The 14,795-nt window shown below is 71.9% G+C and carries 8 protein-coding genes; 3 read left to right on the forward strand and 5 right to left on the reverse strand.

All coding sequences use genetic code 11. From position 1 onward, the window contains the following. Positions 1-5: 5 nt before the first annotated feature. Complete coding sequence (locus ACH4YP_RS00420) at positions 6-1,634, reverse strand: ATP-binding protein (RefSeq protein WP_398488674.1); 1,629 nt, start codon at positions 1,632-1,634, stop codon at positions 6-8. Between the two features lie 380 nt (positions 1,635-2,014). On the opposite strand from ACH4YP_RS00420, the gene ACH4YP_RS00425 reads away from it, so the two are divergent. Further along, positions 2,015-3,478, forward strand: coding sequence for a cytochrome P450 (locus tag ACH4YP_RS00425; RefSeq protein ID WP_398488675.1), 1,464 nt, complete (start codon positions 2,015-2,017; stop codon positions 3,476-3,478). A gap of 6 nt (positions 3,479-3,484) precedes the next feature. Here ACH4YP_RS00425 and ccrA read toward each other — a convergent pair whose 3' ends face one another. From ccrA to ACH4YP_RS00445, 4 genes are all read right to left on the reverse strand, one after another. After that, complete coding sequence (gene ccrA, locus ACH4YP_RS00430; RefSeq protein ID WP_398488676.1) at positions 3,485-4,786, reverse strand: crotonyl-CoA carboxylase/reductase; 1,302 nt, start codon at positions 4,784-4,786, stop codon at positions 3,485-3,487. A gap of 63 nt (positions 4,787-4,849) precedes the next feature. After that, entirely contained in the window at positions 4,850-5,758 is a 909-nt protein-coding gene (locus ACH4YP_RS00435) for an alpha/beta hydrolase (protein ID WP_398489424.1), read from the reverse strand. Positions 5,759-5,873: 115 nt separating this feature from the next. Then, positions 5,874-10,016 carry an alpha/beta fold hydrolase gene (locus ACH4YP_RS00440; protein ID WP_398488677.1) on the reverse strand — a complete coding sequence of 1,381 codons (4,143 nt, stop codon included), beginning with the start codon at positions 10,014-10,016 and terminating at the stop codon, positions 5,874-5,876. Beyond that, entirely contained in the window at positions 10,013-11,746 is a 1,734-nt protein-coding gene (locus tag ACH4YP_RS00445) for a fatty acyl-AMP ligase (protein WP_361052644.1), read from the reverse strand. The genes ACH4YP_RS00440 and ACH4YP_RS00445 overlap by 4 nt, the downstream gene beginning before the upstream one ends. 255 nt (positions 11,747-12,001) lie before the next feature. On the opposite strand from ACH4YP_RS00445, the gene ACH4YP_RS00450 reads away from it, so the two are divergent. Beyond that, on the forward strand, positions 12,002-13,432 hold the full coding sequence (locus ACH4YP_RS00450) for an MFS transporter (protein WP_398488678.1): 1,431 nt from the start codon (positions 12,002-12,004) through the stop codon (positions 13,430-13,432). A 102-nt stretch (positions 13,433-13,534) separates the two neighbouring features. Further along, a complete protein-coding gene (locus tag ACH4YP_RS00455; protein WP_361052638.1) occupies positions 13,535-14,788 on the forward strand; it encodes a helix-turn-helix domain-containing protein in 1,254 nt (417 codons plus the stop codon). The last annotated feature ends 7 nt before the right edge of the window (positions 14,789-14,795 follow it).

The raw sequence follows: 14,795 nt of genomic DNA on the forward strand, positions 1-14,795 counted from the left end.
GTGGACTAGTCGCTCTCTTCAGTGCGGTGCTCTGTGGACTCACGTCCGGTGGTCGGCTCGGGTCCGGCAGCCGGCTCACGCCCGGCGGTCGGCTCACGTCCGGCCGTGGCGAAGGCGGCCAGGCCGGTGAAGGACTCGTCCGGGGGCACCGCGTGCGAGGCGGTGGATCCTTCCTCCCGTACGGCCGACCTGGGCCTCTCGGACTCGGCTCGCCTGCGGCGCCTGGGCAGACCGCCGGGCGTGGTGTCCCCGGTCTCCTCCGGCTCCTCGGCCTGAACCGGTTCCTCGGCCGCGGCCGAACCGGTGCCCGGCGCGGCGGAGACCTCAGCGGCGGGAGCCGGTGCCGTGGCGGCGGCGGGCAGCTGGCTGAAGTACTTGTGAGGTACCACGATGACCACCGAGGTGCCGAGCCACGGGGAGTCCGCGAAGGTGACCCTGATGCCGTACCGGCGGGCCAGGGCTCCCACCACGCGCAGACCGAGGTGGGCGTCCTCGGACACCCCGCCGAGGCCGGGGCCGGGGGCCACGCCCTCCAGCGACTGCAGGGCCTCCTGCTTCTTCTCCTCGTTGAGGCCCTTGCCGGAGTCCTGGATCTCGATGCCGACGCCGTTGGGCACCTCCTTGCCGGAAACGATCACCGGCTCGGTGGGCGGGGAGTAGCGCGCCGCGTTGTCCAGCAGGTGGGCGAAGACCAGCGTGAGGTGGTCCACCATCCCGCCGTCGACGCCGAGTTCGGGCAGGTGCTGGACCTGGACGCGGTCGAAGTCCTTGATCCGGCCGATGCCGCCGCGCACCACACTGAGCAGCCGCTGCGACTCCTGCCACTGTCGGCCGGGCCGGTCCGAGCCGCCGAGCACACCGATGCTCGCGGCCAGCGAGTCGGCGGGGCCGAGCTGCTGGTCGAGCTCCATCAGGCCCTGGGCGACGGAGGGCAGCCTGCCGTGTTCGCCCTGCATCTCGTGGAGCCGGCCGCGCAGCTTGCTGGTCAGCACGTGGATACGGCTGCCGATGCTGATGACGGCCTGCTCGGCGGACGTGGAGCGGTTGAACTCCTGCTCCACGCCGATGAGCGCGGTCCTGAGCACCTTGCGCAGTTGGGCCTGCAGATCGGCGCCGACCTCGGCGCACTGGTTGACGGAGGGCAGGACGTCGTCAATGGCGTCACCGGCCCGCAACCGCTCCAGCGCCTCGGGCAGTTGCTGGTCGGCGAGCAGGGCGACGGCCGCGAGCTGCCGGTCGAGCTGCTCCTGCCAGGCCTGCGTCTGCTCGGCGATCCGCGCGTCGTAGGCCTTGGCCTGCTCGGCCAACTGGGCGTCGTACGTGGCGCGTTCGGCGGCGTACTTGCGCTCAAGACCGGCCACGTGCTGCTGCCACTGCTGGGAGTGTTCGGCCTGTGCGTTCCTGAACTCGCCGGCACTGCGGCGCATCTGAAGCTGGGAGCGGACAAGAAGCCGTACGGAGATGGCGCTCGCAGCCGTCGCCGCGACCCCGGAGACTATCGCGGGTATCTGGGTCGAGTCGGGTCCGGCGACCGCGGCGGCGACGGTTCCAGCGCCCAGGGCCAGTGGCATCAGCCACCAGCTGTACCAGGCGGCCGGTGCCCGCGCCTCCGGTGGCGGAGTGGCAAGTTCCATCTGCATCCTTCGAAGCAACACGATCGAACAGGGGAGAGAAAGCTCGGGGCAGCACTCGTCGCGCGGTGATCCACCCCGCGACGGGCATGCGTGGACAGCGAGCGACAACCGATTGCTGTCGCGTCAACTCGCCGCGCCTCAGGGAACCTTATCGGGTTTGATCTACCTCGGATCAACCTCACCGGCCCACTTCTGTGAAGCTTTGGCAAGGCTCCGGCCAGCTCAAATCAGTCGACAAATCCCTTTACTCATCGCCCACCCATCACCCACGCATCGCCGCGCATACCGGGCGGTGTGACGAAAACGGTGGGTACGACATGGATCGCGTGGGCATGCATGTCATGATCACACCATCAAGTTGATCTTGAGGAGAGTCACCGATGAGCGGCGTATCAGGTCCTCCCGCCGCGGCACCGACCGCGCCCGGCCGCCTGCCCTTGATCGGACACGGATACCAACTGGCCAGACGTCCGCTGGAGTTCATGAACGCGCTGCGCGAACAGGGCAGCGTCGTGAAGATCCTGATGGGCCCCACCGCCGCCTATGTGGTCACCGACCCGGCCGTCACCCGCCGCGTGCTGGTGACGGAGGTCGACGCGTTCGCAAAGGGCGGCAAGATCATCGACGCGCTGCGGGTGTTCTTCGGCGACGGCCTCGCCACGATCGCCGACGGCGACCTGCACATGAAGCACCGGCGCCTGATGCAGCCCATGTTCAACAAGTCGCACGTCGCCACCCGTGGCGACGTCATGATCAGCCACGTACGAACGGCGACCGAGGCGTGGGCGGAGGGGGTCGCGCGTGACACGTACGAGGACATGAACGACCTGACGCTGTCGACCTTCCTCGTGGCCCTCTTCGGTTCGGGCCTGCCGGGACATGTCGAGCAGGAGTTCCAGGGACTCATGCCGGAGATCATGCGGGGCACGATCCGGCAGACCATCCTGCCCGGTTGGGTGACGAAGCTGCCCCTGCCCGCGAACCGCGCGCACGAGCGGCGGGTGGCTCGGCTTCGGACCCTCATCGACCAGGCCATCGACCACCACCGGGCCCAGCTGGCGTCCGCGGAGCAGCCCGCGCCGCCACCGGGCTGCCCAGCCCATCAGAACGGCGCGCGGGCCGAGGACACAGCGTCGCAGGCCGGTCTCTTCTCCACCCTCCTCACGACCGACGACCCCGAGACGGGCCCCCTGTCCCGCCAACAGCTCCAGGACGAGGCGATCACCCTCCTCACGGGCGCGATCGAGACCACCGGGACGACCCTGGCCTGGACCCTGTACGAGATCAGCCGCAACCCGGGGATCGAGCGGAAACTGCACGCCGAACTCGACGCCGTCTGCGGCGGACGCCCGCTGCGCCAGGAGGACCTGGGCTCCCTGCCGTACATGCGCAGTGTCCTCAAGGAGGCCATGCGCATGTACGGACCCGCCTGGCTCGTCACGCGGATCACCACCCGCCCGGTCGTCCTCGACGGAGTCACGATCCCCGAGGGCGCGGACGTCGTGTACAGCCCGTACGTCCACCAGCACGACCCCGAGGTCTATGCGGATCCGGCGGCCTTCGACCCGGGCCGTTGGGAGCCCGAGCGCGCCAAGAGCATCGGCCGCTCCTCGTTCCTCGCCTTCGGGGACGGCCGGCGCAAGTGCATCGGCGAGGAGTTCGCCTGGACCGAACTCCTCATCGTCCTGGCCACCGTCGTCCAGCGCTGGCGGCTGACCCTCACGTCCGCTCCCCCGCGCCCCCAGGCCATCGTCACGGTCAAACCCGACAAGCTCTCGATGACACCGCGGTCGCGGGTCCCGACGAAGGCCCAGGAGCAGGAGGAGCAACCCGCCCCTTCCTGAGAACGGTCACCTCCCGGTGAGGCGCTCCCGGCGCTCGGTGTCCATGACCCCGAGGCCGGGCCCGGGAGCGAGCGCGAGTACGCCGACCTTGCCCAGGTGGGCGTTGTTCTGGACCAGGCGGGCCGCCTCGGCCGTGTCGGAGAGGGGGTAGGTCTCGGTGAGGGCGGGGGTGAGGTGGCCGAGGTCGAGGAGGCGGCCCACGGCGGCCTGTTCGTGGAGGTTGGAGCCGTGGCTGCCGATGATCCGCTTGAGGCGCATCCAGAGGTACCGGTTGTCGAACTCGTGCTGGTAGCCGGTGCTGGAGCCGCACGTCACCACCGCCCCGCCGCGCCGGACGACGAAGACGGAGACGCCGAAGGTGGCCCGGCCGACATGCTCGAAGACGATGTGCGGGTCCTCCCCGGTCGCGGCCCGGATCAGCTTGCCGAGCCGTTTGCCGACCACGGCGGGATCGGCGGGCGGCTCGTTGCCGCTGAGGCCGATCTCCTCCCGGTTGATCACGTGGTGGCAGCCCAGCCGCCGGGCGTACTCCGCCTTCTGCTCGCTGCTGACGACGCCGACGGCTATCCCCCCGCCGTTGCGCACGAGTTGGACCGCGTACGCGCCGAGGCCGCCCGCCGCTCCCCAGATCAGCACCACGTCGCCCTGGGTCATCCGGGCGCCCCGTTCACTGACCAGCATGCGGTACGCCGTGCCCGCGCACAGTGGGTTCGAGGCCGCCTCCTCCCAGGTCAAGTGAGCGGGTTTGGGGAGGAGTTGGCTGGTCCTGGCGACGGCGTAGTGGGCCAGTCCTCCGTAGTTGGTCTCGAAGCCCCACGCCAGCATGCCCGTGCCCAGCATGCCGTCGGCGTGGGTCGCCGGGTCCTCCTCGTCGACGTACACGGGGCTCACCACGACGTGGTCGCCGACCCGCCATCTGCGTACACCCGAACCCGCGCGGACGACGACGCCGGAGGCGTCCGAGCCGATGACGTGGAAGGGCTGGTCGTGCCGGGCCGCCCAGCGGTCCTGGCGGCCGAAGTGCTTCAGGAAGGTGAAGGTCGGGATGGGTTCGAACATCGCCGACCAGACGGTGTTGTAGTTGATGCCACTGGCCATGACGGCCACCAGCACCTCGTTCGGGGCGAGTTCGGGCATCGGCACCGCGCCGATGTGGATGGATTTCCGTACGTCCTTGTCGGCGACTCCGGTGAAGCTGTCGACGTCCTCCGCGCGCAGGTGGGCGGCGGTGAAGCGGTCGGGTGGGGACAGGCGCTCCAGTTCGTCGCGGGCGGCTCCCGCGACGACGGCCTCGGCCAGGGCATCCATGGTGGTTCCTCCTTGAGGGGGTCGGCTCGGGCCAGGGCCTGTCCGTCGGACAGGCCCTGGGGGTCAGCTCAGGCCGAGGCCCGCCGCGAGCATGGGCCAGGACGCCTTGAACTCCTGTCGCCAGTACGGCCACGCGTGTGCTCCGCCGTTGTAGAAGTGCACCTGGGCCGGGACGCCCAGGGCACCCAGCCGTTCGGTGAACCTGTGCGCCTGGGACCAGAGCGCGCCTTCGAGTACCGCGCCTTCGAGGTTGTCGAGGTCGCCGCCCGCCAGGCCGCTGCCCTGGGAGATGTACAGCTTCGTGCCCTTGAGGCCGGCGGCCTGCGCGGAGGGGTTGTGGCGGTTCCAGTTGTCCCGGTTGAGCAGCGGGCTGCCCCAGAGGGTCAGCGGCAGCAGTTGCTCCCGGGCGACGATCGCGTTGAGCACGGTCGGCATGCCGAAGGCGGTGGTGTCGAGGATCCCGCTGTACGAGGCGGCCGCCGTGAAGGTCCCGGGGTGCCGTGCGGCGAAGGCCAGGGCGCCGTAGCCGCCGGTGGAGACACCGGCGACGGCACGCTTCGTCCCCGCCCGGAACTTCTGCTGCAACAGCCCCATCAACTCGTCGACCTGGAACGTCTCGTAGTCCGCGCCGGCGCTGCCGTAGTTCCACCAGTCGGTGGGGATGCCGGTGGGGCCGGACGACGGCATGACGGTGATGACGTCCTGGCCGGCGAGGAAGTCGACGACGTCCGTCTCCCTCGTCCAGGACGTGTAGTCGTCGTGCGCGCCCTGGAGCAGATAGAGCACGGGCCAGGTGCGGTCGGGCTGCGCGGCGTACCCGGTCGGCAGGACCACCCGGACGGGCAGGGACGCCCCCACCGCCGGGGAGGCGACCGTGAGGTCGACGGTTCGGGCGTCGAGCCACTTCTCGGCGACGACCGTGGCGCCCGCTGCCACCGCGGCGGCGGGAGCGGCCGTCTCGGGAGCGGCCATCGCGGGTGGGGCGGCCGTGGCGGGTGGGGCGTTGAGCGCCACTCCCGTACCGAGCAGCGCCGTCGTCACCGCGAGCGCGGCTGATCTCCGCTTACGAGTCATGGGGCAAGTCCCTTCAGGAGTCCCGCAGATCGCGTGTCAGCAGTGCGGCCAGTGTGTCGACGACCGGGGGGTCGAGGAGCGACAGATGGTGGCCGGGCAACGGGACGACGGTCAGGTCGGTGCAGTGCGCGTCCCAGCCGAGCGTCGCGTCGCCGCGTTCGTAACGGGGGTCGTGGACGGTGTGCGGGGCGGTCTCGCTCGCCCGGTAGAGCAGGGTGCGGCCCGCGTACCGGCCGGGCCGGTGGCGCTCACCGCTGCGCAGGTCCAGGTAGGAGCTCCGCTGGTGTTCGAGGACCGCTTCCGGCAGGTCGACGGTGTCTCGCAGCACCTTGATGACGAGGTCGATCCGTCCCGCGTCGTCGAGCCCGGCGAGTTCCTCGTACGGCAGGTCGAGCGCGGTGCCGTAGGTGCGTTCCACGTACGCGGCGAAGTCCCGGAAGTGCCGCAGGGCCAGGTCGGTCGTGGTGAGGCGGGTGGGCAGGGGCAGGACCGAGTCGAGCAGGACTAGGGCGGGGACCCTGCCGTGCGGGCCGAGAAGCCGGACCGCCTCCTGCGCCACCAGCCCGCCGTAGGACCAACCACCAAGGATCCAGGGGCCTTTGGGCAACTCCTCTCGTATCCTCCGGGCGAACTCCTCGGCCCGTCCCGGCACGTCGTCGGGGTCGGGCTGCCGGTCGAAGCCGTACACCGGGCGGTCGCCGTCGAGGCGTTGGGCCAGTCGGGCGTAGACATCGGCGGATCCGCCCGCGGCGTGGGCCAGGAAGAGGGGGGTGCCGGGGCCGGTTCCCGGGAACGCGCGGAGAGGGGTCGGGGCGTCGGGCCGGGGCGCGGTCTCTCCTCGTGCGGGCGTGTCGGCGGCGGAACCGACCGCCGTCCCGCGCTCGTTCGGATCGCCGGGCGTCGCCTGCCGTCCCTGGTCACCGACCGTGTCCGCCTCTCCCCCTGTCTCCAGCAGCTCGGCCACGGCCCTCAGCGTCCCGCGTCTGAGCAGGACCCCCGGCTCTACCTCGACGCCGAACTCCCGCTCCACCGCGGCCTTTATCCGCACCGCCGTGAGGGAGTCCAGTCCGAGGTCGGTCAACGGGGTGTCGGGGTCGAGGCGTTCGGGGCTGTAGCCCATGACCGCTGCCACGCACAGCCGAAGCCGTTCGAGGGGACCTGCGGCCGGGTCGAGAGGCTCCGCTCTGGGCGGTTCCTCGGACGGCTCCTCCCCCGCCCAGAAGCGGCGGTGCCGCCAGCGGGGCGGCGGGACGTCCACGATGCGGCCCTCGGGGTGCAGGCCCTCCCGCGGCTGGGCCACCCGTACGCCGTGGACGAGCAGCGTGGCCAGCGACGTACGGAAGGTGAGCGCGTCGTCGGTGTCGCGCCGCAGCGTGGGAACGATCAGCGCGTCCCCGGCGCCGGCGTCGCGCAGGGTGTCGGTCAGCGGATGCAACTGCGTGGCGTGCGGGGCGACTTCGACGAAGACGCGGTGGCCGTCCTCGGCGGCGGCGCGCACCGCCTGTGCGAACCGGACGGGGTTGCGCAGGTTGGCCGCCCAGTACTCCGTGTCGCAGGGCACGGTCTCGCGGGGATCGCCGAGCGCGGTGGAGTAGCGGCGGCAGCGGGGGGCGGAGTGCCTTACCTCGCCCAGTTCCCACGCGAACTCCGGGAGCAGCGGCTCGACTTCGGGCGAGTGGCCCGCTCCCGACACGCCCAGCGAACGGGCGAAGCCGCCGTTCTCGGTCACCCGGGCGACCAGCCCGGCCACGTCCTCGGCCGAGCCCGTGACCACACTCTGCCTGGGCGAGGAGTGCACGGCCACTTCCAGTGTGCCGAACTCCCTTGTCAGCAACGGAATTTCGGACGCGGGCAGCTCCACGACCGCCATGGCTCCGCCGGTCAGCCGGTCCAGCAGCCGGGAGCGTACGGCGACGATCCGGGCGCCGGTGGCCTGGTCCAGCGCGCCCGACACGACGGCCGCCGCGATCTCGCCCAGGGAGTGGCCGATGACGGCATCGGGTTCGACGCCGTACGAGCGCCACAGTTCGGCGAGGGCGACCTGGATGCCGTAGAGCACGGGCATGACGGTCGCGGGGGTCGAGAGGTCGGCGTCGGGCCCGAGTCCGGCGCGCAGGGAGAGCCCCGCGTGGTAGCGCACCAGGGGTTCCAGCCGGTCGACGGCGGCGGCGAACACCGGTTCCGTCGCGAGGAGTTGGCTGCCCATGCCGGGCCACTGCGAGCCGTAGCCGGAGAAGACCCACACCATGGGTCCGGGCCCGCCCGGCCTGCCTTCCCCCATGACCAGCCGCGGGGAGGGGTCGCCCACCGCGAGGCGGCCGAGTGCGGTGAGGGTCTCGGTGCGGTCGCGGGTGACGAGAGCCGCGCGATGGCGGCCACGGCCGGTGCGCCCCGCGAGGGTGCGGGCGAGGTCGGCGTCACGTACGCGCCGGCCGTCGGAGGTGCCCAGCCAGCCCGCCAACTCGCCCGCATGAGCGCGTACACGGTCCTTGGTCGGGCCGTCGAGCAGGAGCAGCGCGGGGCGCCCGGCTGGAGCCTTCGCCCTGGCTGCCGGGCGGTGTTCGGCGAGGACGACATGGGCGTTCGTACCGCCGAAGCCGAAGGCCGAGACGCCCGCGGTGGCCGTGCCCGAGTAGCGGGGCCAAGGTTCGGGCGAGCCGACCACACGCAGGCCGAGCGCGTCGAGGTCGGCGTGCGGGCCGGGGCGGGTGAAGTGCAGGTGGGCGGGGATCTCGCCGTGGTGCAGGGCGAGCACGGTCTTGATCAGGCCCGCGATACCGGCGGCCGCTTCCAGGTGGCCGAGGTTCGTCTTGGCGGAGCCGATCAGGAGTGGCTGGTCCAGGGAGCGGTCGCGGCCGAGCACGGCGCCGAGGGCGCTCGCCTCGATGGGGTCGCCGAGGGCGGTGCCCGTGCCGTGCGCCTCCACGTAGTCCACGGTCGCCGGGGCGGTGTGCGCCTCGGCCAGGAGGGCGCACTGGGCTTCGGCGTTGGGGGCGGTCAGCCCGTTGGAGCGGCCGTCGGAGTTGACGGCCGTCGCGTGGATCACCGCCAGGACGCGGTCGCCGTCGCGTTCGGCGTCCGTGAGCCGTTTCAGTACGACGGCTCCGCAGCCCTCGCCGCGTACGATCCCGTCGGCCGCCGCGTCGAAGGCCTTGCAGCGGCCGTCCGGGGCGAGGGCGCCGGCGCGCTGGAAGCCGAGGGTGACGGCGGGGGTCAGCAGCAGGTTCACGCCTGCGGCGAGCGCCGTGTCGCTCTCGCCCGTCACCAGGCTGCGTACGGCGTGGTGCACCGCGACCAGCGACGACGAGCACGCCGTGTCGACGGCGAGACTTGGGCCGCGCAGGTCGAGGGCGTACGACAGGCGGCCCGCGGCGATGCTCATGGACGCGCCGGTGGCGGTCCAGGCGTCCACGGCGTGGAGGTCGGCGGTCGTGAGGTGCGCGTACTCGTTGCCGCTGATGCCCACGAAGACACCGGTGCGGGTGCCCGCGAGTGTGGGCACGGCGAGGGCCGCGTGGTCGAGGGCCTCCCTGGTGACTTCGAGGAGCATGCGGTGCTGGGGGTCCATGGCGGTCGCCTCGTGGGCGGGGATGCCGAAGAACTCGGCGTCGAAGCCGGCGATGTCGTCGAGTCCGCCGAGGAAGGCGCCGTGCCGGGTGACGTCGTCCGGCAGCCGCTGCGGATCCCGTACGAAGGGGTCCCAGCGGCCGGGCGGAAGCATGCCGACGGCGTCGCGGCCTTCGGTGAGGAGCCGCCAGTAGGCGTCGGGGGACGTGACTCCGCCGGGGAAGCGGCAGCCGAGGCCGACCACGGCGACGGGGATCGGTGCGGTGTGGAGAGTCCCGGGCGTCTGTGGTTGATCGCGCCCACGCGGCGGCGGGGCCGTATGTGTCACCGCCTCGCGCCCCTGATGGGGCGCGGTCTCCCTCAGCCGTCTCACCAGTGCGTCGATCGTCGGTGCCTCCCACAGCAGCGTGTCCGGCAGGCGTCTCCCGGCCAGTTCGCTCAGTTCGGCGGTCAGCGCCACCGCGTCTCGGGAGGTGAGTCCCACCTCCGCCAGCGGCCTGTCGTCGGGGAGCTGGCCCGAGCTGACCCCGTACCACTCCTGGAGCCGCCCGGCGACCAGCTCGCGGATCTCCCTGCGTGACACGTTCATCGCGGCCCGAACCCGCCGTCGAGGAAGCGCGCCCGGGCTGCCCCTCGGGACACCTTGCCGCTGCTCGTGCGGGGGACGGAGCCCGGCGGTACGAGCCGCAGTGAGCCGAGGCGCAGTCCGTGACGGGCGGAGATCGCGGCGCGCACCGCCCGTTCGGCGCTCCGTGTGTCCTCCGGCGTCGGATCGACGTCGCGCCGGTGCTCCGCGACCACGACGAGATCCTCGCCCGCCTCGTCCGCCCGGGTCACTCCGAACGCGGCGAGGTGGTCCCGGCGGATCAGGGCCACGGCCGTCTGTACGGTCTCCTCGATGTCCTGGGGGTAGTGGTTGCGCCCGTCCACGATGAGTACGTCCTTGAGGCGGCCGGTGACGAGAAGCCGCCCGTCGTGCAGCGCGCCGAGGTCACCGGTGCGCAGCCAGTCCTCGGCGGCGCCGAAGCCGAAGGTCTCGGCGGTGAGTCCGGCGCGCTTCCAGTAGCCGAGTCCGATGTTGGGGCCGCGCAACTGGATCTCGCCGACCAGCCCTTGCGGCAGTACCGCACCGTCGCGGCCGACGATCCGCAGCTCCTGCCCGACGGGCGTCCCGCACGGGACGAGCACGGCCGCCTCCTCGTCCGACGTCTCCTCGATCCGCCCCTCCGTGAGCGCGTCGGCGTCGCAGTGGACGGCCGAGGACGGTTCGTCCCGGGAGCTCGCCGTCACGAACACGGTGGCCTCGGCCAGGCCGTACGCGGGACAGTGCGCGGCCGGGTCGAGCCCGGCGGGGGCGAACGTCGCGTGGAAGCGGTCCACCGTGCCGGCGCGCACCGGTTCGCTGCCGTTGATGAGCACCCGTACGCGGTCCAGCCGGAGTTCGTCGACGAGCGCGGGGGCGGTGCGGGCCACGCAGTAGTCGTACGCGAAGTTCGGGGCGGCGCTGACGGTGCCCTCGTACGAGCCGAGGAGGCGCAGCCAGCGGGCGGGGTCCTGGAGGAAGGCCGAGGGGTCCATGAGGACGGACGGGAAACCGCCCACGACGGGCGCGGCGATGCTGAGGACGAGGCCCATGTCGTGGAAGAGGGGCAGCCAGCCGACCGAGGTGGCGGCGTCCGGGTCGGCGATGAACGCGTCGATGGCCTGCCGGGCGTTGGCGACGACGTTGGCGTGGCTGATCATCACGCCGGCCGGGCTGCGGGTGGAGCCGGAGGTGTACTGGAGGTACGCGATGTCGTCCGGCTCGGGGGCCGCCGGGGGGTCGCCCGTGTCGATGAATCCGCCGCGCTGGACGGGGAGTTGGTCGATGGGAACCACCGGGACCTGCGGCAGACCGCGCCCGCGGATGAACTCGCCGGTCGCGTGGGCCGTTGCGGAGTCGCTGAGCAGACAGGCCGGTTCGCAGTCGGCCAGGACGGCCGCCAGCCTCCCTTCGTGGCCGGGGAGTTGGGGCCCGAAGAGGGGTACCGCGATGACGCGGGCGTACAGGCAGCCGAGGAAACCGGCCGCGTAGTCGAGCCCCTGGGGCATGACGAGGGCGGCGCGTTCGCCGGGGGAGGCGATCTGGACCAGTCGGTCGGCGACGGCTCGGGCCCTGGCGTCGAGGGCACGCCACCCGAGGGCCCGGTGCATTCCGGTGGGGGCGCTGTCGGGGAAGTCGACGTGGCTGAAGGCTCGTTGCTGCGGCCGGTGTCTGGCCCAGTGCCTCAGGTGGTCCGTGAGCGAGGCGGATGCGGCGGCGGGCCGGACGGAGGTCATGGGGGGCTCCAACTGGGTCGGCTGCGGCGCGAGTTGAGTGAGAGCGAGGGGGCGAGGGGGACGAGTGCGTCCGCTCGGGGCGGTGCCCCAGGTTCCGCCTCCGGGCGAGGGGTGGGTTAGACGACGTGCTGACAGTTCGTCTGCCGCGTTCTGTCAGTTCGCTGACAAAGGCGTGCCGTGGATTCCATGCCGTGGGCCAGAGCCCGGGCGGCTCTGCGCCGCCGACAATCCGTGCGACGGCGGAAGGAGCGTCCTGTGGCACGTGCACGGCTGTTCGCGCTGTTCTCCCTGCTCACGCTGACCGGGTTCATCACGACGCTCGACAACACGGTCATCAATGTGGCCCTGCCGACCGTGCAGCGCGAACTGGGCCTGACGGTGCCGGACCTGGAATGGGTCGCGGCCAGCTATGTGCTCAGTTTCGGCGCGCTGCTGCTGCCCGGCGGGCGGCTGACCGACCTGTTCGGGCGCAGACCCGTGCTGGCCGCCGGGATCCTGGTGTTCACGGCCGCGTCGGCGGCGGCCGCCCTCGCGGACAGCGGAGGCACCCTGATCGCGGCCCGTACGGTGCAGGGGGTCGGGGCCGCGCTGGTCATCCCGGCCTCGCTCGCCGTCATCGCGGTCGACCTGCCCGCGCGGCTGCGCTCGACGGCCGTCGGCCTGTGGACGGCGGCACTGGCCGTGGCGCTGGCCCTGGGTCCCGTGGTGGGCGGCTTCGTCACCCAACGGTGGGGCTGGGGCTGGGTGTTCGCGCTCAACGTCCCGTTCGGGCTGATCGCGCTGTTGCTGATGCCGGCCGTGCCCGGCCGGTCCGCGCCCCGGCGCGGCGGTCTCGATCTGCCCGGCGTGCTGCTGTCCGTGCTCGCGCTCTATCTGCTCACCTACGGTCTGGTGCGCGGTCAGGAGCACGGGTTCGGCACCGCGCCCGTACCGCTGTGCCTGGGGGTTTCGGCGGTCGCCGCCTGTGTGTTCGTCGTCGTGGAGGCGCGGACCGCCCGGCCGCTCGTCGAACTGCCGCTGCTGCGCGACCGGTTCCTCACCGGCGGGATCGTCGCGCAGGTGCTGTGGGGCATCGGCGTCAACGGCGTGTTCTTCTTCACGGCCCTCTATCTCCAGCGGGTGCTCGGCTTCTCGCCGACCGGGGCGGGGCTGGCGTTTCTGCCGCTGGCGGGCGCGCTGCTGCTGGGGACGCCGATGGCCGAGCGGGCGGCCCGTGCGCTGGGCGCGCATGTCTCGATCGCGGGTGGCCTCTGCCTGGTGGCGGTCGGTCTGCTGTACGTCTCGGGCGCGGGTGCGCGGGCCGGCTTCTGGGATCTGCAGCCGGGGCTGCTGCTGATCGGCTGGGGTTCCGCGTTCACCACTCCCCTGACCGTGCGCAGTCTCGTTCAAGTCCCGGAAACCGGGATGGGGATGGCGACCGGTCTGGTGAGCGCGGCACGCGAGGTCTCCGGTGTGTTCGGAGTGGTCCTGGTGGGCGTGGTGCTCACCCGGCGTGAGAGTTCCGAGCTGCGCTCCGGCGCCGATCCGCGCGACGCGTTCCTGGAGGGCTACGACCTCGGTCTCCGGCTCGCGGCGTGCTGCGTACTCGCGGGAGCGTTCGTGACGCTGGTGACGCTGCGTCGTCGTGGTCGTCATCGGCGGGTGGTGGCACGGAGCAGGAGCAGGATTCCCCTTGTCATGAAGTGACAAGCCCTCGGCGCAGGTCTGTCAGTCGCCGATGAAGCTGGGCAGAATCTGTGCGGGTATCGTCACCGTGCCCCACTTCCCGTGCGCAGAAGGAGTCGCTGCGTGACCGGATTCCGCATTCTGGAGAAGATCGAGGCCACGAACGCCACAGGGCGGGCCGAGGAGGCCCACGGCCCGTTCAAGGCGTTCCCTTCGGGTCTGCACGACCATCTCAGACCGTTCTTCGACGACATCACCGAAGAAATCGTACGGGCGATCAGAACCGAGATCCCGGAGTACGCGCGGCCGACGGACGACACGTACATGCAGGTCGTGCACCAGGGCGTGGAGCACGCGCTGCAGGGGTTCCTGGAGCGGATGGCGAAGCCCGACACCGACTGGGAGCCGGTGACGGCCACGTATCAGCGCATCGGCCGGGGCGAGGCGGACGAGGGGCGCAGTCTCGACGCGTTCCAGTCGGCGCTGCGGCTCGGTGCGCGGGTGACATGGCGCCGGATCAACGCGCTGGTCGACGCCGATCTGCTGCCGCGTCATGTGCTGGCCGCGTTCGGCGAGGCACTGTTCCTGCACCTGGACGAGATGGCGGCCGCGACGACGGCCGGCTACACGGAGGCGCGGCTGCACGCGGCCGGTGAGCTGCAGCAGCGGCGTACGCGGCTGATCGATCTGCTGATCGTGGACCCGCCCGCGTCGGTCGCGGCCATCACCGACCTCGCGCACACCGCGCAGTGGCCCGTGCCTCGCTCGCTGGCCGTGGTCGTCATCGATCACGGGGCGCAGGCCGGGGCTGTCCAACCGCCCATCGTGCCACCGGAGTTCCTGGCGAGGTTCGATGTGCGCCCGGCCGTGCTGGTGGTGCCCGATCCGGAGGGCCCGGGAAGGGCGCGCGCCGTCGCCGGTGCGCTGCAGGGCCTACGGGCCGTCATGGGGCCGAGCGTCGCACTCCAGGAGGGTGCGAGGTCGCTGCGATGGGCGGTTGAAGCGCTCGATCTGGCCCGGCGGGGCGTGCTGCCGGACACGCGGATGGTGCGCTGCCGGGACCATCTGGCCACGCTGATGCTGTTCCGCGACGAGGCGCTGGTGGAGGCGATGGCCGACCGGCATCTGCGCCCGCTGGACACGATCCGGCTGCCCCAGCGCGAGCGCCTCGCGGAGACGCTCCTCAGCTGGCTCGAATGCGGCCACAACGCGAGCGAGGTGGCCGCCCGTCTCGCCGTCCATCCGCAGACGGTCCGCTACCGCATGCGTCAGCTCGACGAGTTGTTCGGCGACCGGCTCCACGACCCCACCACCCAGTTCGAGATGCAGCTTGCACTGCGGGCGCTCAAGCTCCGGAGGGCGGCCCGGGCACGGTGAGGGTCAC

The sequence above is a fragment of the Streptomyces sp. NPDC020747 genome (genome assembly GCF_044334695.1).
In the GTDB taxonomy this organism is placed as follows: Bacteria; Actinomycetota; Actinomycetes; order Streptomycetales; family Streptomycetaceae; genus Streptomyces.